General features: G+C 71.1%; 15 protein-coding genes. 2 read left to right on the top strand and 13 right to left on the bottom strand.

What is annotated here, in order from left to right:
• Nucleotides 1-189: 189 nt before the first annotated feature.
• The 3 genes from OU415_RS16200 to OU415_RS16190 all read right to left on the bottom strand — a co-directional run bounded on the left by OU415_RS16200 (nt 190) and on the right by OU415_RS16190 (nt 3149).
• Nucleotides 190-1299, bottom strand: a complete 1110-nt coding sequence (locus tag OU415_RS16200) for a glycosyltransferase (RefSeq protein ID WP_270949621.1) — start codon at nt 1297-1299, stop codon at nt 190-192.
• Nucleotides 1296-1976 (bottom strand): LuxR C-terminal-related transcriptional regulator, encoded by a 681-nt coding sequence (locus OU415_RS16195; RefSeq protein ID WP_270949620.1) that lies wholly within the window; start codon nt 1974-1976, stop codon nt 1296-1298. The genes OU415_RS16200 and OU415_RS16195 overlap by 4 nt, the downstream gene beginning before the upstream one ends.
• A gap of 78 nt (nt 1977-2054) precedes the next feature.
• Nucleotides 2055-3149 (bottom strand): LacI family DNA-binding transcriptional regulator, encoded by a 1095-nt coding sequence (locus OU415_RS16190; RefSeq protein ID WP_270949619.1) that lies wholly within the window; start codon nt 3147-3149, stop codon nt 2055-2057.
• Between the two features lie 189 nt (nt 3150-3338).
• Between OU415_RS16190 and OU415_RS16185 the strand changes: the two genes are divergently transcribed.
• Both OU415_RS16185 and OU415_RS16180 read left to right on the top strand, forming a co-directional pair.
• On the top strand, nt 3339-5117 hold the full coding sequence (locus tag OU415_RS16185) for a glycoside hydrolase family 3 protein (protein WP_270949618.1): 1779 nt from the start codon (nt 3339-3341) through the stop codon (nt 5115-5117).
• Between the two features lie 68 nt (nt 5118-5185).
• On the top strand, nt 5186-6436 hold the full coding sequence (locus tag OU415_RS16180) for an MFS transporter (protein WP_270949617.1): 1251 nt from the start codon (nt 5186-5188) through the stop codon (nt 6434-6436).
• Between the two features lie 68 nt (nt 6437-6504).
• Here OU415_RS16180 and OU415_RS16175 read toward each other — a convergent pair whose 3' ends face one another.
• The 10 genes from OU415_RS16175 to OU415_RS16130 form a co-directional block, all read right to left on the bottom strand.
• The gene (locus OU415_RS16175; RefSeq protein ID WP_270949616.1) at nt 6505-7806 is read right to left on the bottom strand and encodes a glycosyltransferase family 2 protein; all 1302 of its coding nucleotides are present in this window, start codon (nt 7804-7806) and stop codon (nt 6505-6507) included.
• Between the two features lie 19 nt (nt 7807-7825).
• Nucleotides 7826-9007, bottom strand: coding sequence for a glycosyl hydrolase family 18 protein (locus OU415_RS16170; RefSeq protein WP_270949615.1), 1182 nt, complete (start codon nt 9005-9007; stop codon nt 7826-7828).
• A gap of 9 nt (nt 9008-9016) precedes the next feature.
• Nucleotides 9017-9991 carry an NAD-dependent epimerase/dehydratase family protein gene (locus OU415_RS16165; protein ID WP_270949613.1) on the bottom strand — a complete coding sequence of 325 codons (975 nt, stop codon included), beginning with the start codon at nt 9989-9991 and terminating at the stop codon, nt 9017-9019.
• Complete coding sequence (locus OU415_RS16160; protein WP_270949612.1) at nt 9991-11103, bottom strand: glycosyltransferase; 1113 nt, start codon at nt 11101-11103, stop codon at nt 9991-9993. Before OU415_RS16160 ends, OU415_RS16165 begins: the two co-directional genes overlap by 1 nt.
• Nucleotides 11104-11236: 133 nt before the next feature.
• Complete coding sequence (locus OU415_RS16155; RefSeq protein WP_270949611.1) at nt 11237-12679, bottom strand: sugar transferase; 1443 nt, start codon at nt 12677-12679, stop codon at nt 11237-11239.
• A complete protein-coding gene (locus tag OU415_RS16150; RefSeq protein ID WP_270949610.1) occupies nt 12676-13899 on the bottom strand; it encodes an NAD(P)-binding domain-containing protein in 1224 nt (407 codons plus the stop codon). Before OU415_RS16150 ends, OU415_RS16155 begins: the two co-directional genes overlap by 4 nt.
• A gap of 115 nt (nt 13900-14014) precedes the next feature.
• A complete protein-coding gene (locus OU415_RS16145; protein ID WP_270949609.1) occupies nt 14015-15298 on the bottom strand; it encodes a carboxylate--amine ligase in 1284 nt (427 codons plus the stop codon).
• Nucleotides 15299-15308: 10 nt separating this feature from the next.
• Entirely contained in the window at nt 15309-16655 is a 1347-nt protein-coding gene (locus OU415_RS16140; protein WP_270949608.1) for a nucleotide sugar dehydrogenase, read from the bottom strand.
• 241 nt (nt 16656-16896) lie between these two features.
• Entirely contained in the window at nt 16897-17637 is a 741-nt protein-coding gene (locus OU415_RS16135) for a polysaccharide deacetylase family protein (RefSeq protein ID WP_270949606.1), read from the bottom strand.
• A 172-nt stretch (nt 17638-17809) separates the two neighbouring features.
• Nucleotides 17810-18260: amidohydrolase family protein (locus OU415_RS16130; RefSeq protein WP_270949605.1), on the bottom strand; the 451-nt coding region annotated here is incomplete at its 5' end.

The following is an 18260-nucleotide window of genomic DNA, read 5'->3' as shown; positions in this document are numbered from 1 at the left end:
GTTTCGGTAATCGTGTGCACAGTGACCCCTCTCCCCCAACAGCAGTCTGTGCTACCCGGCAAATCGCCTACTGCAGGCGAGGTGTTGCAGCTGCTGCACGATGGGGAGGGCGGCTACTCCACGTGCAGAAGGAAATCGGGCTTCCGTGCGGCACCGGACGTCGTCACCGCGGCGAACCGCTACGGTGCGTCACTCCGCTCGATACGCCCGGTCCAGGGCAGTTGCCAACGCCCCGATCTCGTGACGACCTTCCAACCGGGCCCGTGCGGCTCCTGCCATCCGGGCCGCTTCGACCGGGTTGTCCAGGAGGTGGGCCACGGCAGCGGCCAGCAGGTCGGGCCGGTGCGGTGGCACGAGGAGCCCGGTCTCGCCGGGCGCCACGACGTCGCTGACCGCGTTGACGGCGGTGGCCACCACCGGAACCCCGCAGACCATGGCTTCCACGACCGCCAGCGGCAGCCCTTCGTACCGGCTGGGCAGGGTGAACACGTCGAACGCGGGCAGCAGGTCCGCCACGTCGTCGCGCTCCCCGGTGAACACCACGTCGACGCCGGCGTCGACGGCGAGCGTGCGGACTTCCTCGGCCTCCTCACCACCGCCGATCCACACTCCCACCACGCCGCGGTGCCTCAGCTCGACCAGCGCGGCGACGAAGTGCTCGGGCGCCTTCTGGTAGGTCAGGCGGCCGACCGCGCCGATCACCACGTCCTCGGGTTCCAGTCCGAGCAGCTCCCTGGCGCGGTGCCTGTTGTCGTCCGTGCAGGTCGGCGCGGCGTGGTCGACTGCAACGCCGATCGTGCGGATGCGCTCGGGCGGCAGGAGTCCGCGCTGCAAGGCCTCGACCGAGACGCCGGTGCCGACGCACAGCGCGAGGTCGGTGATGCGTCCGAGGCGGCGCTCGACCTCGATGTAGGTGCGCCGCCGATAGGCCGGTTGGAAGCGGTGGAAGCCGAAGCCGTGGAAGGTGTGCACGACCCTGCCCACTCCCGCCCGGTGGGCGGCTGCCCTGCCGACCGCGCCCGCTTTCGAGCAGTGCGTGTGGACCACGTCGAACCGCCGCAGCAGCCCGGTCAACCGGTGCAGGGCGAGCAGGTCGTGGACCGGTGAGATCGGGGTGCGCAGCGCGGGCTCGACGACGGTCTCCAGCCCTGCTGCCTCGGCTTCCGGCAGCAACCGGCCGGATCCGGCGATCACCGTGACCTCGTGCGCGTCCGGGTCCAGCGCCTTCGCCCCGCGCAGCGCCATGACCCCGGCACCGCCTTCGAGCCGGGTGATGACGGTGGCGACGCGCAAGCTCACCGGACGAGGTCCGGTTCGTCGTCGGCCCGCAGGCCGGCCGAGCAGGCGAGGCTGACCGCTTCCAGCTGGCTGTGCACCTGCAGCTTGGCCAGGATGCTGCGGGTGTGCGTGCGCACGGTTTCGGCGGAGATCAGCAGGTCTTCGGCGATCTGCGCCCCGCGCTTGCCGTTGACCATGCGGGTCAGCACATCCCGCTCCCGGTCGCTGAGCACGTCCAGCGGGCCGTTGCGCTCACCGGCGCGCACGGCGTCCTCGCGCAGTTCCCGCAACACCGGGCCGAGCAGGTCCGGCGGATACCAGCTGTGCCCGCGGCACACGCCCAGCAGCACCTCGGTGAGCTCCTCGAAGCTCCGCTCCTTGGGCACCCAGGCCGCCACGCCCGCGCGGGCCGCCGCGATGGCCTGGCCCGGTTCGCGGACACCGGTGAGCACGACGATCGCCGTGCTGGGCCGGATCCGCTGCAGCTGGGCCAGCAGGCGCCCGGTGCCCGCCCCGGCGGGTTCGACGTCGACGGTGAGCACGTCGGGTCTGGTCTGGCGCACCACATCGGACAGTCGCGGATCGCTGGTGGCGCAGTGCCCCACGACCCACAGGTCGGTCACCTCGGCCAGCCTGGCGCTGAGCGCCTCGGCGAGCATCACGTGGTCGTCGACCATGAGCAGTCGCAACACGTTCACCGCCCCAGCGTGACCGAACGGCCGCGCCGAGTCCTCGTCCAACCGCACGAGAACGCCTGTGCGGGACGGCTTGGCGGGTCAGGACTTCTCGGGGGGCAGGGGCGTGCCGTCGGCGGCGTGGGGGCCGCAGGTGTCGCGGACGACCAAGTGCGTGGGCACGGTGGCGTTGGCGGGGCCGGGGCCGTGCTCGATGATCTCCAGCAACAGCCGGACTGCGGTCTGGCCCATTTCACGCAGCGGCTGGTGGACCGTCGTCAGGCCCTTGATCATCAGCGCGATCTCGGGGCGGTCGTCGAAGCCGATCAGACCGATGTCCGCGCCCAGCCGGAGCCCGAGCTCGTGGACGACGTGGCCGACGGCGGTGGCGATCTCGTCCCACCCCGCGACGACCGCATCCGGCGGCCCGTCCGGCTCCTCGGCGGTGAGCAGCTCGCGGATCTCGTCGTCGGAAGGCATGTCGTCTTCGCTGCGCAGCACCCGTTGCGGAACGTGCGGGAGGCCGGCGTCCCGCAGACCGTCCAAGTAGCCCTCGTAACGGGCCTCGGCGAAGGCGAGGCCGGAGGTGCCGCTGGCGAAGGCGATGCGGCGGTAGCCGTGTGCGACGAGGTGGCCGACCGCCTCGCGCACCCCTTCGCGGTTGGTGGTTTCCACGTAGGGGATGCCGGGGCGGGTGCCGCGGTCGTCGAAGGCGACGACCGGTGCTCCGGACAGCGGGATGATCCCCTGGTGCGGCACCATGTCGTCGGGCATGAGCGCGACTAGCCCGTCGACCGGCAGGTGCGGGAGCGTCCTGGTGGTGAACTGCCGCTCGGCTGCCCGCCCGGCGGGGAGCGGGAACACCATCACGTGCATCGCGCGGGCGGCCGCTTCCTCGGACACGCCGTAGACGATGTCCACCAGTCCGCCCCACGGTTCGGACGGCAGCAGCAGACCGAGCGCGCCATGCCTGCCGGTGCGCAGCGCCCTGGCTCCCGTGCTGGGAACGTAGCCGAGCTCGGCCGCGACCTGTTCGACCTTGCGGCGGGTGGCCGGTGCGACATCGCCGCGCTGGTTGAGCACGCGGGAGACGGTCGGCTTGCTGACGCCCGCCGCGGCGGCGATGTCGGAGATGGTGGCGCGGCGCTCAGGAGCCGGCTCGGGGTGCGCGGCGCCCCTCCGCCAGGTGTTCGTCACAGCCTCTCCGCTCCTGTCGATGGTCCGGAACTGCGCACCAGACGCCCTTTCCGGAACTCCCGCACCAATCTACCAGTGGCGATGCAGGTCACAGGGTCTTGTCGAGCTCAGGTCGCGGAGTTACTGTGACGCGGTTTCCGAAATCGATTCCGGAAGTTGTTCGGAGTCGCCTCACCGCCTAGGAGCGTCATGGCCGCCGCCTCCACCGATCCCCGCTACCTCGACCCCCGGGCCCCGATCGCCGAGCGCGTCGAGGACCTGCTGTCCCGGATGACCCTCGAGGAGAAGGCCGGCCAGCTCTTCCACCCGGGCACGCTGATGAACGACGACGGCACGCTGCTCGAGGAGCCGATGCCCGGCTACGGCATGGCCGCGACGCACGAGCTGGTCGTCGAGCGCCACATCACGCACATGAACCTGATCAACGGCGCCGACCCGCGTGCGATCGCGCAGTGGCACAACCGGCTGCAGGAGCAGGCGGCCGCGACCCGGCTCGGCATCCCGGTCACCGTGTCGACCGACCCGCGCCACGGCGTCTTCTCCTCACCGCTGACCGGCATGTCGACGCAGGCGATGTCCCGCTGGCCCGAGCACCCGGGTCTGGCTGCGCTGCCCGACGCCGAGCGGCGCGTCGAGGAGTACGCCGACGTCGTCCGCCGCGAGTACCTGGCGCTCGGCATCCGCGTCGCGCTCGGCCCGATGGCCGACATCTTCAGCGACCCCCGCTGGTCCCGCGGCTCCGGCACCTTCGGCGAGGACCCCGCCACCGTCGCCCGCCTGACCGCCGCTTTCATCCGCGGTCTGCAGGGCGCGGCGCCCGGGCCGGAATCGGTCGCGGCCATGGTCAAGCACTTCCCCGGCGGCGGCCCGCAGAAGGACGGCGAGGACGCCCACGACCGCCGCTTCCCCGACCAGGTCTACCCGGGTCAGCAGCAGGAACTGCACCTGCAGCCCTTCGAGGCATCGCTGGAGGCCGGTGCCCGGCAGATGATGACCTACTACGGCCGCCCGATCGGTGTCGACGGCTGGGACGAGGTCGGCTTCGCCTTCAACCGCCCCGTCGTGCAGGGCCTGCTGCGCGATCGGCTCGGTTTCGACGGCATCGTCTGCACCGACTGGAACGTGGTCGACGCCACCACGATGGACGGCGTCCACTTCGGACCCAACGCCTACGGTCTCGAGGACTGCACGCCCGCCGAGCGCATCGTGCGAGCCCTCGACGCCGGTGTCGACCAGTTCGGCGGTGACCGGTGCACCGAACTGATCGTGGAGCTCGTCCGCGACGGCCGCGTCGACGAGGCGCGCATCGACGTTTCCGTGCGCCGCGTGCTGCGCGAGAAGTTCCGCATGGGGCTCTTCGAGCACCGCTACGTCGATCCGGACGAGGCCGCCGAGATCGTCGGCGCCGCCCCGCTGCGGGAGCTCGGCGAGGCCGCGCAGCGCGACTCCACCGTGCTGTTGAAGAACGACGGTCCGCTGTTGCCGCTCGGCCACGGCACGCGCGTGTACGCCGAGGGCATGGACCCCGCCGCATTCTCCGGTCGCGTCGAGATCGTCGGCGCTCCCGAGGACGCCGACGTCGCTGTCGTGCGGCTGCACGCCCCTTACGAAACCGACCAGGAGGGCATCGCGTCCTTTTTCCACCGCGGCACGCTCGAGTTCTCCGCCGAGACGGTCGAGAAGGTGCGCCAGCTCGCCGAGACGCTGCCCACCGCGGTCGCGGTGTTCCTGGAACGGCCCGCGTTGCTGGCCGAGGTCGAGTCGGCCGCCACCGCCGTGCTCGGCGACTTCGGCAGCAGCGACGCGGCGGTCGCCGACGTCCTCACCGGCGCGGCAGATCCGTTCGGCGGCCTGCCGTTCGACCTGCCCTCCTCCGCCGAGGCCGTGGTCGCTTCCGCCGAGGACACCCCGTTCGACACCCGCGATCCCTTGCACCGGTTCGGGTTCGGCTTGCGCTACGGCAAGTGATCGACCCCCAGGCCCCTCCCCGTCCACTTCCCGCACTCGTCCATGGCAGGGTCAAAGGAGATACTTCCATGAGCACACCATCGACCGCTGAGGCTGCGCCGCCACGCGTTGGCGCGCGCTTCATCGTCCTGTTCACGCTGGCCACCTTCGGCATCTGGATGGCCATCAACACCCCCGCGATGGTCACGGTCGCGCTGCGCGTCGGCGAGGTCGACCCGGAGGGCAAGACCACCAGCTACTCGGTGGTCAGCGGCGTCGGCACCCTGGTCGCGGTCATCGCCAACCCGCTGTTCGGGCGGCTGAGCGACCGCACCACCAGCCGCTTCGGCATGCGCCGCCCGTGGATGGTCATCGGCATCCTCGGCACGGCGGCGGGCGCGGTGTTCGTCGGGACCAGCACCGGTCTCGCCGGTGTGATCATCGGCTGGCTGCTGATGCAGGCCTTCGCCAACGCCACCATCGCAGGCACCTTCGCGGTGCTGGGCGATCAGGTGCCCGAGGAGCAGCAGGGCTTGCTGGGCGGGCTCGCCGGCATGACCAGCGGCGGCTCCGTGGTGGTCGGCACCTTCTTCGTCCAGCTCTTCCCCACCGATCCGCTGCTGCAGATGGGCATCCCCGTCGCCGCCGCGGCGATCTTCCTGCTGCTGTTCGCCCTCCAGCTGAAGGACCGCCGGCTGGACGCGGCGCAGCGCCCGCCGTTCAGCGCCAAGGAGTTCGCCGGCAGCTTCTGGTTCAACCCGCGCAAGGCCCCCGATTTCGCGTGGTTCCTGCTCTCGCTGTTCCTGATCTCCGTCGGCATCGGTGTCGTCAGCACCTACCTGGTGTACTTCTTGCAGGACCGGCTGCACATCGCCACCGACGATCTGGCCAACGCCGCATTCCTCGCCAACCTGGTGCTGATGGCGGTCAACACCGCGGTGTCCTTCCTCTCCGGCTACATCTCGGACCGCATGGACCGGCGCAAGCCGCCGTTCGCGTTCGCCGCGCTGCTGGCCGCGGTGGGCATCTCGGTCATGGTCCTCGGCGGCAGCATGCTCTGGGCCTACGTCGGCATCGCGCTCGTCGGCGTCGCCTACGGCAGCATGTCGGGCGTCTACCTCAGCTTCGCGATGGCGACCCTGCCCGACAGCGACAACATCGCCCGCGACCTCGGCATCGTCAACATCGCGCTGACGCTGCCGTTCTCGCTGGTGCCGTTCGCCGCCCCGGCGATCCTCGCCATCGGAGGTGGCGACAACTACACCGCGCTGTTCCTCGTCAGCGGTGTGCTGTCGCTGCTCGGCTGGCCCGTCCTGTCCCGGATCCGCAAGGTGCGCTAGTCAGCGGCGAAGGGGTCCGGGTCGCAGGTCTTGCGGCCCGGGCCCCTACGGCTTCCACCAGCTCTCGGTCACGCGCTCTGATCCACCACGTGGCGGTCGGGGCTGCGCCAGCGGCCGGAGGACTTGGTCAGCCAGGCACCGGGGATCGCGTACAGCGCGATCGCCGCGTCGAGCACGCGCAGCGGCAGGAACAGCAGGCCGACCAGCAGGTAGCGCGGTTGGCGTTGCAGCAGCGCGACGATGCAGGTCAGCGCCAGGTCCGGGATCAGCACGCCGAACAGCAGGGCGGACGGTGTCGCGAATCCGCTGACGAACTGGTGCGCCTCGCCCAAGACCGGCACGTCGAGCAGGCCGGGTAGCAGCGCGGGCAGCAGGAGCGCCACGAGCACCACCGGCAACACGACCAGGAGCACGCTGCTGGTCAGCATTTCCAGCAGCAGCAACGCGAGCATGGCGGTGAACAGGTTCGCCCGCGGCGGGTGCAGCCGCACCGTCTGCCACAGGCCCAGCGCCCAGCGCTTGCACTGCTTCACGTAGTCCTTGAGCGTGCCCGGGTCCTGGGTCGCGGCCACCGCGGCCGGGGTGAAACCCACCTTCCCGAGCTGCTTCTGGTACACCTCGAAGGTCATGTTGAAGTCCTCGATGACCAGCCCCGGCGGGTTGACCTCGATGCGCGGCAGCACCTCGGTGCGGTACAGGCTGGCGAAGCCGGGGACGATGTGGGTGGCGTTGGTGCGCCGCCAGGTCTGGCCGAACTTCAGCAGGTACTGCGTCATGGTGTAGATCCGCTGCCGGTGGAAGGCGACCAGCTTGCCGATCGCCCCGAGACCGCGTCCGCGCCAGGTCGTCTTGACGCAGCCGGCGACGGCGACCACCTCGGGATCGTCGAAGAGCCGCAGCGCCGCGTCGAAGTCGCCGGGCTGGACGTGGGTGTCGGCGTCCAGCAGCATCACCACCGGGTACCGCTCGACCAGCGCGAACCGGCGGATCGCCTCCTTCAGCGCGCCGGCCTTGCCGACGTTGCGCGCCGTGCTGATCACCTGGACCCCGCACTCGCGCGCCAGTTCCACGGTGCGATCGGTGGATCCGTCGGAGACCACGTGCACGTTCTCCGCCGGTACCAGCGCGGTGATCGCCGCGATGCTGTCGACGATCACCGCTTCCTCGTTGTGCGCGGGTATCAGCACCGCGACGTCGTCGACGTCGAGCCCGCCCTGGAACCGGTTCAGGTCCACCACCGAATCACCGGCGCTCCGGCGGTCGCGCCAGCGCTGCGCCGAGCTGTCCAGCAGGCGCAGCAACCCGATCACGCCCCACAGCGCGAAGTTGGCGCCGAACACCGCGATCGCCAGCAGCCACCACGGAACCATCCCACCCACCCCCGACCGGTCACTTCGCCACCGGCATGCTGCGCGCGAGCTCGCGCCAGGTGTCGGTGTCCTCGTAGCCGAACATCCACAGGTAGACGCCGCCGATGCCCGAGCCCCGCGCCGCCTCGAACTTCGCCTTCGAACTCGCCGCGTTCTCGAACCACACCTCGTGCTGGCGCCCCTGCCCGTCGGTGTAGCGGAACCACGGCGACTGCGTTTCGGCGTCGTACTGCGGTTTCGCGCCGTGCTCGGTGGCCAGCTGGAACGCCTTCAACCAGGTCACCCCGGTGCCCTCACCGCCGACCACCCAGTCGTAGCCGTAGAGCGGCACCCCCAGCACGATCCGCTCGGGCGGGATCTGGGTCTTGGCGTAGTCCAGCACCGCGCGGATCCAGCTGATCGGCGCGATCGAACCGGGCGGCGAGGTGTTCCAGTGGTAGTCGTAGCCCATCAACCGGACCTGGTCGGCGACCCGGCCGATCGCCGCGTAGTCCTGCGCCACGTTGCGCTCGTCGTAACCGGCGTCGCTGTCCTTGGCGAACACCGCCACCGACAACGTCTTGCCCTTCGCGTGCAGCGCCCCGCCCAGTTCGGCGACGAAATCGCTGAAGGCCTGGCGATCACCGGCGCGCAGGTTCTCGTAGTCGATGTCGATGCCCGCGTAGTTCTCCCGCTCGACCAGGTCGACGATCTCGGTGACGTGCCGCTGGCGCCGCGCCGGATCGTGCAGCACCGCGGCCACCGGTTCATAAGCCCAGTTGCCGTCGGTGATGTTGGCCAGCGACGGCACGATCGGGATCCCGGCCTCGCGCAGCTGCCCGATCCGGTGCCCGACCTCGGCGGTCTGCTCCGTCGGGTACTGCTCGAGCACCCCGCCGTCCTGGTCCAGCCCGTAGATCCAGGGCGAGACCTCGTTGACCGAGTCCCGGTGCTGGACCACCACGTCGGTGCCGTTGCCCAGGTTCCAGAACGGCAGCGAGGCCACCACCGCCGGGCTGTGCGCCATCGGGCCGCTGCCGCGGGGCACCACAAGGAAGGCCACCACCAGGATCGAGATCGCGATCAGCACGAGCAGCCAGATCGACCCGCCGAGGCGGCTGAAGGTGCGGACACCATGCGCCGCGCCGGGCCCGTTCGGCTGCAGCTCGAACCGCTCGCGGCGATCGCGCACGGCCGCGACCAGCCACCGGATCGGTCGCATGTCGCCCCCTCACGCCGTGGCCGGCTCGCCGGTGCGCACCTGTTCGTCGATCACCGCGCGGATGATGTCGTCCAGGCTGCGCTGCGGCCGGAAGTCGATCAGCTCCCGCGCGCGGGAGCAGTCCGGCACCCGCCGCTGCAGGTCCTCGTAGCCCGGCCCGTAGGCCTCCTCGTAGGGCACCCGGATCGTGGTGCTCGGCGATCCGGTCATCGCGATGATCCTCGCCGCGAGGTCCTCGATGGACACCTGCTCGGTGCTGCCGAGGTTGATCGCCATGCCCTGCGCGCGGTCCAGCCGCGCCAGGCGGATCAGCGCGGGCACCACGTCGGCGACGTGGCAGAAGCAGCGGATCTGCCGCCCGGTGCCGAAGATCGTCAGCGGTCGCCCCTGCAACGCCTGGGCCACCAGCCGCGGGATGACCATCCCGTAGCGCCCGCTCTGCCGCGGGCCCACGGTGTTGAACAACCGGACGATCACAGCTTTGAGGCCGAGTTCGCGCACGTAGGAGTAGGTCAGGCTCTCGTCGATGGCCTTGGCCTCGGCGTAGGTCCAGCGGGACTTCAGCGGCGAGCCGATCACCCGGTCGTCGCCCTCCACCAGCCCGACCTTGGCGTTCTTGCCGTAGATCTCGCTGGTGGAGGCGATCAGCGCGCGGGTGTTGTGCCGGACCGCGGCGTCGAGCACGTTCTCGGTGCCGTGCACGTTGGTCAGCAGGCCCTGGCGGGTGCGCTCCTGGATGACGAAAGCGCCGACGGCTGCGGCCAGGTGGAACACCACGTCCGCGCCCGCCATCACCTCGTCGACCACCGCCGCGTCCAGGATGCTGCCCGGCACCAGTTGCAGGTCCGGGTGCTCGATGGGCAGGTTCGACCGCCGACCGGTGCTCAGGTCGTCGAGCCCGATGACCTGGTGCCCGTCGACCAGCAGCTGTTCGACCAGGTGCGATCCGATGAAACCGGCTGCGCCGGTGACCAGTGCGCGCATCACGCCCTCCCCGCAGGCACCGCTGCGCCGTTGCGCTGCCACAGCTGGGCGTAGAGGTCGTCGATCCGCCCGGTGACCGCCTCGATGCCGTACTGCGCGCGGATCGCCGGTTCGTCCGCGCGGGGGCGGCCGGCCATGATCTCCGCGGCGATCTCGGCGCGCATCCGCTCCACCTCGCCCGGCACCTGGCGGGCCCGGTCGGTCTTGATGCCGACCAGCGCCGGGCACGTCGTGTAGAGCACCGGGATGCCGTTGGCCATCGCCTCCAGCACCGACAGGCCGAACGTCTCCTGCTCGGAGGAGGCCACGAACAGGTCCAGGGAGGACAGCATCGCGGCGACGTCGTGCCGCTGACCGGCGAAGATCACGTGCTGGCTGACCTCGTGCGCGCGGGCCGCGGCGGCCAGCCGCTCCCGGTCCGGGCCGTCGCCGACGATCAGCAGCTTGGTCTGCTGCCCCAGCAGCGGCGCCATCGACTCGATGACCAGGTCGAACCTCTTGTTCGGATCCAGCCGCCCGAGCACGCCCACCACGTAGGTGTCCGGGCTGATCCCGTGTTCCCGGCGCACCCGGTCGCGGGCGGCGTCGTCGAACGCGACCCGGCCGAAGTCGACGCCGTTGGGGATCACGGTGATCTTGCGCGTCGGCATGCCCCAGTTGCGCAGCCGCTCGGCGACGGTGTCGGAGACCGCGATGGTGGCGTCCGAGCACAGGTCCGTGCCCAGGTACAGCGCGCGCACTCCGAACGACATCCGCCGCCGCTCCAGGTGGGTTTCGCCGATCGAGTGCTCGGTGGAGACCACGACCTTCGTCCCCGCCATCCGCGCCGCCAGCCGCCCGTAGACGCAAGCCCGGTACAGGTGGGTGTGCACCACGTCGAAGCGCCCGGATCGGATCACCTCGCGAAGTTTGAACACCGCGCTGACCTGGGTGTTGCGCGTCATGCCGAGATCGCGCACGCGCACCCCGTCCCCGGCGATCATCCCGGCGACGTCGCCCGGGTTGTACAGCGACACGACCTCGGCGTCGTGCCTGGTGTGCTGCAGTACCGACCGCAGCTGCAACTCGGCGCCGCCGACACCGAGACCGGTGATCACGTGCAGGACCTTCATCCCTCTCCCCCAAAAATCCACAGTGGACGTCTTCCTCCGACTCCGCCTGCCTTTCCGCAGGTGGTGGCTCGTGAGTACTTTGCGGGGCTATAGCACCCCAAAGTGCTCACGACGCTTGACCTGCGACGGTGCGTCATCGGGCTCCTCGGTCAGGTGCGTCGATCCCTCGCGGGACCGGCACGTCGTCGTCACCCGGCGGGATGGTGGCGTGGTCGTGGTGGGCGTGGGGCGCGCAGCGCTTGCCGCCGAGCTCCCACCGGAGGCAGGCAGCCACCGACGCCCGACCCACGACCACCGCCGTGCGGAGCACGATCACCGCGTCCCACCACGGTGACCAGTGCTCGACGTACTGGTTGTCGAAGCGCGCCCGGTCCGGGATGGACGTGTCGCCGTGCAGGCCCTGCACCTGCGCCCAGCCGGTCATCCCGCCGGGCATCCGGTGCCGGCCGGCGTAGCCCGGGATCTCCTGCCCGAAGCGCAGCGCGTAGTGCGGCCGTTCCGGGCGCGGCCCGACCAGCGACATCTCGCCGCGCAGCACGTTGACCAGCTGCGGCAGTTCGTCCAGGTGCGTGCGGCGCAGCCAGCTGCCGAACGCCGTGCACTCGCCGGCGGGCACGGCCCACCCCTGCGCGGCACCCGTGCGGACGGTGCGGAGCTTGAGCACCTCGCTGGTCCGCCCCGGACCGGTCACCCGCAGTTGGCGGAAGAACGCCGGGCCTCTGCTGTCCAGCCGCACCGCGACGGCGAGCGCCAGCAGCAGCGGGGCGAGCAGCGCCAGCAGGACTGCGCTGAGCACGACGTCGAACGCCCGCTTGGCCAGCGCTCCGGCCCGACCGTGGCTGAACCGGCGCAGCGGAACCAGCGGAACGCCCCAGATCTCGTCCAGCGCAGCACGCGGCAGCGCCGTGCCGATCTCGGGCAGTCCGGGCACCACGCACACGTCGGCGGGCAGCGGGCGGCTCGCCCGGATCACCGGCACCAGAGCCACATCACCGGTGCAGATCAGCACCCGGCTGATCCGGTGCGCGGCGATCACCTCGACCAGTCGGTCCACTTCGGACGGATGAATCACCCGGGTCCGCAGCCCGAACTCCGGGTGCTCGTGCGCGCTGTCGACGATCCTGCCCGCCAGCTCACCGGCCCCGACGACCAGCGTCGGCTCGTTGAGCACCCCGTGCCGGTAGCCGCTGCGCAACGCCGCGTAGAAACCGCCCCGGGCCAGCACCAGCGCGCCGAACCCGGCGGCGGCGAGCCCGAGCAGTCCACCACCGGTCAGCCACGGCGAGAGCACCACGACCGGCAGCCCCGACGCGACCGCCAGCTGCGGCACCTGATCGGACACCCGCAAGCAGATCCGCAACCGGTGCTGCCCCTGAACCGCCAGGACCAGCAGCACCGCCACCGCGAACGCCGCGCCGAGCTGCCAGCCGGCGAGGAGCACCGCGGGCACCAGCGCGACCAGGTCGACCACCGGGAGCAGCCGACCACCGACCCGCCGGTGCAGCAGCGACCGCGCATCGGGCGTGTTCGCCGCGAGCGGCCACGGCTGCGCCACGGCGGAGTCGGTCAAGCTCATGCAGCACCTCCGAGGACCAGCGGCCGGGTCGCCGTCCGCTCGATCCGCGCGGTGATCCGCCGGACCGCGTGGTCGGCGCCGTAGACGAACCGCATGACCGGGCCGTGGCTGGGCGCCACCAGCGGGCCGGTGAAGTACAGCCCCGGCACCGAGGACTCGAAATCGGCGTCCACCCGCGGAGTTCCACCGACCAGCGCGATCGAGGACCGCAGCCCACGACCGACCATCGGCAGCCTGCTCAGCGACGGCGGGTAACCGGTGGCGCAGATGACGTGGTCCGCGCTGAACTCGCGCACCTGACCACCGACCCGCACCCCCAGCCGCACCTGGTCACCGGTGGGTTTGGCCCAGTCCAGCCGGTGCCCGACGTGCACCGGGAAGCGGCCCTCCACCCGCTCCCGCAGCCACCAGCCGCCGGCCGGGCCGAGCGCGGTGCGCGCCCGCTGGATCCGCACCGACTCCGGCAGGCGCCGGAACAGCTCCGGGTGCTCGGAGTAGAACCAGGTGGACAGCCCCGACCCCAGCCCGGCCTCCGGCTCCCGCATCCGCTTCCACAGCGGACGGTCCGGCAGCAGCGGGTACCCGTTCCAGTTCAGCTGGGGCGTTCGCGCGACCAACCGCGTCTTGGCGCCGTTCTCGTGCAGCAGCGCCGCGGTCTCCAGGGCCGACTGCCCAGCGCCGATGACGATGACGTCCTGCCCGTCGAAGCCGCCGAGGTCGTCGTACGCCGAGCTGTGCGTGCACAACTCGCCCGGCAGCTCCGCCAGTGTCTCCGGGATCCGCGGGAAGTACTCGACGCCGACCGCGACCACCACCTGGCGGGCGTCGACGTGCTGCCCGTCGTCGAGGGTCAGCTCGAACCAGCCGGGCCGCTGCGCGATGTCGGTCACCAGCTGCTCCTCGACCTCCAGCCCGCGGCCCTGCTGGAACCACTCGCCGTAGTCCACGAAGTCCCGCAGCGACACCGGGATCCCGTAGTCGGCGTAGCGCTTGCCGGTCTCCAGGCAGAAGTTGCGCAGCGTGTGCGAACCGTCCGGGTCGGACAGGTTCGACGCGAAGCCCTGCGACTTGAGGAACATGCCGCGCGGCATGTGCGCGCGCCACAGGTTCATCGGCAGGCCGAACTGCCGGTGCGACACCCCGGCCCGGCGCAGGTGCGCGGCCAGCGAGAGGCCGTACGGTCCGGCACCGACGACGGCCACGTCCACGAGATCGTTCATCTGTTCCGCCTCTCCGCGATTCACAGTGGTGGTTGCTTCTTGTGGCTGAGTTGCGTCACGTTCCCCTGAGGTGCGGTTGGCATGGGGGGTTGCTCATCTGTCCTCAACAGCGGGGTCAGCGCCTCCCCAGGTGTCTGCTGTCGTAGTTGCGGCCTGGGACGTACTGGGGTTCGGCCAGGTCCGGGTGCCGGGTGCGCCGCCGCCACGGCTTGGCCCGGGCCACCCCGCGGCAGAACATCCAGGCGCACATCAGCGCGAACGGCAGCAGGTCGTCGCGGGCGAACCAGGCGCGCTCGTGCACCCGGCGCACCGACCTGGCCCACTCCCGCAATCCGATGTCACCGCGCGACCAGTACCGCAACGCCGCGATCGGGTCGTAGTTCTCCACCTGGAACCGGCGGCCGACCTCCGGCTGCCCGGCCGGCACCGGCTGCCCGGTCAGGTCCAAGTAGGACGCCAGCGCCACGTCCACGCCTGCGCTGTCCCGGAACAGCCGGAACTGCGCGCCCAACCGCGGGTTGAAGTCCAGCAGCTTGTACTGCTGGTCGCGGTCGTCCCACCGGAAGTCCAGGTCGACGATGCCGGTGTAGGACAGCTTCTCCAGCAGCGTCGCGACCGAGCGCGACAACGGGTCGTTGCCCTCGCAGCGCCCCAAGCTGGTCAGCCCCGCGTGCGCCGGGTAGGAGCGCTCCTTGACCCCGGTGAACGCCGGACAGCACACCGAGTCGCCGTCGCAGTAGCCGTGGAAGAACCAGTCGTAACCCGGCCCGCCGGGGATGTGCTCCTGCAGCATCAGCCCGCCGACGGTCTCCCCGCACCGCCGGTAGAGCGCGGCGAGATCGCCCTCGTCGCGAACGATCGTGGTGCTGCGCACCTGACGTCCGCTCGGCAACCACGGCGCGGCGAGCTTGCCCACCAGCGGATAGCCCACCTGGTCGGCGAACTCCAGCGCCTCGTCCCAGTCCTCGATCAGCCGCGCCCGCGGGCACGGCACGCCCAACCGGCGGCACAGCTCGTACATGGTGAACTTGCCGGCCAGCTGGCGCGGCAGGTCGTGCGGCGGCTGCGCGAACTGGAACCACATGCGCAGCGGATCGCCGTGCTCGGCGAGGAAGATCGCCGCCGCGTCGTCGGTGGGGATCAGCACCGCGGTGCGGCCGATCCGCTGGGCCAGCTGCATCAGGCCGAGCCGGATCGCCTCGGCGTCCTCGGGATCCGGGCTCCACAACCACCGGCCGCGCACGTACCGCGAATGCGCCGCGGGCGCGAGGGAATCCTCGTGCACCGCGTACACCGGAACCCCGACGCGGCCGAGGCTGCGGATCACCCCGAGCCCGCCGTGGTGCAGCACGTTCGGATCGAGCTTGAACACCACGGCGGGGGTCGTCGTATCGAACATCGGCGGCACCTCACACCACGCGCCGGTGCGGCACGGCGTCGAACTGGTAGGTCGCGTCGAGCACCCGCGGGCAGTCGCGCGCCCAGCTGTAGTCGCAGCCCGGGTGCACGGTGTGGATCACCGTGGCGTCCCAGTCCCGGCCGCGCGGCTCGGGCTCGCTGGTCATCGGGGAGCCGTCGGGCAGCTCGATCTCCGGCAGCAGCGGATCGTGGTAGTGCACGTCCATCCCCAACCGGCGCAGCCCGACCAGGATCGGCAGCGCCGGGGATTCCCGCAGGTCCCGCACGCCCGCCTTGTAGCTGACGCCGGCCACCAGCACCCGCGCGCCGGAGTGGTCGATGCCCGACTCGCCGAGCATCTCCACCACCCGCTGCACCACCCGGCCCGGCCGCCGGTCGATCGAGCGCATGGCCTCCTCGATCAGCGGCGAGGACAACCCGCGCCGTCCCAGCTGCCACAGCAGGTAGTGCGGGTCGCAGGGGATGCAGTGCCCGCCGACGCCCGGTCCCGGGAAGCTGCCCAGGAAGCCGTACGGCTTCGTGCCGGCCGCGACCGTGACCTCGATCGGGTCCAGGCCCAGCACCGCGCAGGCATCGGCGATCTCGTTGGCCAGCGCCAGGTTCACCGCGCGGAAGATGTTCTCGTAGAGCTTGGTCAGCTCAGCGGCCTCCGGCGAGCTGACCAGGTAGACCTGGTCGGTCATCCGCCGCACCACCTCGGCCGCGCGCTGCGCGCACCGCTGCGTGACGCCGCCGAGGACTCGCGGGGTTCGGCGCTGCACGTGGTCGAAGTTGCCGGGGTCGATGCGCTCCGGGCTGAACGCCACGTGCACCTCCTCGCCGACCTGCAGCCCGCGCTCGCGCAGCGGCTCCACCAGCAGCTGCCGGGTGGTTCCGACGTAGGTCGTCGAGGTCAGCACGATCACCTGGCCGGGCCGGGCGTGCGACACCGCGGTCCGGCAGGCCGCCCGCAACGCCGTCAGGTCCGGGGCCCGCGCGGCGTCCACCGGCGTCGGCACGCACACGATCACCGCGTCCGCACCGGCCAGCGACGCCGGATCACTGGTCAGCGCCAGGCCTCCCTCAGCCAGCGCTGAGGCCAGTCCGCGCCGGTCGTCCTCGGACAGGTCGGCCTCGCCCGCCTCGATCTCGCGAAGGCGCTCCTCGCTGGTGTCGAACCCGATGACGCGGGTCGTGGAGTCCTGCAACGCGCAGGCGGTGGGCAACCCGACGTAGCCCAGGCCGACGACCGCTACCGTTTCGGTGCGCTGCGGTGCGGCCGGTTCGAAGGCGATCAGCCGGTCGGTCAGCAGCCGTTCCCGCCCGTTGATCGCCAGCGACAGCGAATGTCCGCTCACGGTCCCTCCCCCAGTTCGCCGTGCTCGCTGCGGAAAACCGTCGCACCCAGGGCCTCCGCGGGTCTCCCACACCGAGGGGAACCCGCTTACCGAAACTTGAGGACCTCTCCCACTTGCGCCCGAACCCGCCACGTCCGGTCGACCCCCGGGATCGCAGTTTCAATTGAAACTGCGATCCGCCGTGGGTGGGATCTGCAGTTTCAATTGAAACTGCGGTCCCCCCTCACCCGCACGGCTGAAGTCAGCGGTTGGTGGTGAGCCGGTGGCGCAGGTGCTTGGCGCGCAGGCGCAGGGCACCGTCGCGGTCGCCGATGTAGGTGCGGGGCAGGGCGTGCACGCCGGATGCCTCGGAGCGCCAGATGGCGCAGGCGTAGTCGTAACCGGCCGCCTCCACGGCGTGCACCACCCTCCGGTCGACGTCGCCGTACGGGTAGCAGAAGCCGGCGACGTCCTGGCCGGTGATCTCGCGCAGCAGTTCCCGGCTCCCGACCACCTCGGCGAACAGCTCGTCCTCGTCCACATAGGACAGGTGCTGGTGCAGCAGCCCGTGCGAGCCGACCTCCACGCCCGCCCCGGCGACCTCCTGCACCTCCTCGGCGGTCATCAACCGCTTGCGCGGCCCCGCCGGATCCCACTCGTTGTCGCCGCCGATCCGCCCGGCGATCACGAAAACGGTGGCGCTGCACCCGTGCCGCCGCAGCGCGGGCACCACGTTGCGCGCGAAGTCGGCGTAGCCGTCGTCGAAGGTCAGCCCGACCAGGCCGCGCGCGTCCCCCGCTCGGCGGGCCTGCATCAGCTCGCGCATCGACACCCCGCGCAGGTCGTTGCTCCGCAGCCACCGCAGCTGCTGGTCGAAGCGGCGCGGGTCGACGGTCACCAGGTACGGATCGTGCTGGTAGACGGCGACCGAGTGGTACATCAGCACGTACGGGAACGGACGCCCGGTGTCGCTCCAGGTCCGCTTGCTCACGGTCTGCGTCATGGCACGCCGCTCTCCTCGGCAACGGGACCCGGTTGGAGCGAACGGACCGTTCGTCGCGTTGGACGAGGCGAGCAGTCCGTTCACCCACACCAACCGGTCAGCCGAGCCTAAGCACCGCTCAGCCGTCCGAGATCCGATCGGTGCAGTACGCGCCCTACCGCATCGGCACGGTCTACAGCTCCCCGTACTCGCCGACGCGGCGCCCGGCGACCCAGGTCTGCAGCGTCTTGGTCTGCCAGCGCGCCCGCCCCGGCGGCGGGTCCAGCGGATCCTGGTCGAGGATGAGGAAGTCCGCCCACTTGCCGGGTTCCAGGCTGCCTATCACCCGTTCCTGGTGCGCGGCGAACGCGGCGTCGAGGGTGAACGAGCGCAGCGCCTCCACCGGGTTCATCGCCTGCTGCGGGTACCAGCCGCCGACCGGCTGGCCGTCCCGGTCGGTGCGGGTGATCGCGGCGTGCAGCCCGTCGAACGGGTTCTCCGAGGACACCGGGAAGTCGGACCCCGACGCGATCGGGATGCCCTGCTCCAGCATCGTCCGCCACGCGTAGGCGCCCGCGATGCGCTGCGGCCCGACGCGCTTCTCCGCCATGTTCATGTCGTCGGTGGCGTGCACCGGCTGCATC

The organism is Saccharopolyspora oryzae (assembly GCF_027853915.1).
GTDB lineage: Bacteria > Actinomycetota > Actinomycetes > Mycobacteriales > Pseudonocardiaceae > Saccharopolyspora > Saccharopolyspora oryzae.
Note: the sequence above shows the minus strand (reverse complement) of the source record. Positions and strands in the feature narration are given on the sequence as shown.

Coding starts and splice junctions, on each gene's coding strand:
- OU415_RS16185 (WP_270949618.1), top strand. CDS start 3,339: ATGGCCGCCGCCTCCACCGATCCCCGCTACCTCGACCCCCGGGCCCCG.
- OU415_RS16180 (WP_270949617.1), top strand. CDS start 5,186: ATGAGCACACCATCGACCGCTGAGGCTGCGCCGCCACGCGTTGGCGCG.
- OU415_RS16175 (WP_270949616.1), bottom strand. CDS start 7,806: ATGGTTCCGTGGTGGCTGCTGGCGATCGCGGTGTTCGGCGCCAACTTC.
- OU415_RS16170 (WP_270949615.1), bottom strand. CDS start 9,007: ATGCGACCGATCCGGTGGCTGGTCGCGGCCGTGCGCGATCGCCGCGAG.
- OU415_RS16165 (WP_270949613.1), bottom strand. CDS start 9,991: ATGCGCGCACTGGTCACCGGCGCAGCCGGTTTCATCGGATCGCACCTG.
- OU415_RS16160 (WP_270949612.1), bottom strand. CDS start 11,103: ATGAAGGTCCTGCACGTGATCACCGGTCTCGGTGTCGGCGGCGCCGAG.
- OU415_RS16155 (WP_270949611.1), bottom strand. CDS start 12,679: ATGAGCTTGACCGACTCCGCCGTGGCGCAGCCGTGGCCGCTCGCGGCG.
- OU415_RS16150 (WP_270949610.1), bottom strand. CDS start 13,899: ATGAACGATCTCGTGGACGTGGCCGTCGTCGGTGCCGGACCGTACGGC.
- OU415_RS16145 (WP_270949609.1), bottom strand. CDS start 15,298: ATGTTCGATACGACGACCCCCGCCGTGGTGTTCAAGCTCGATCCGAAC.
- OU415_RS16135 (WP_270949606.1), bottom strand. CDS start 17,637: ATGACGCAGACCGTGAGCAAGCGGACCTGGAGCGACACCGGGCGTCCG.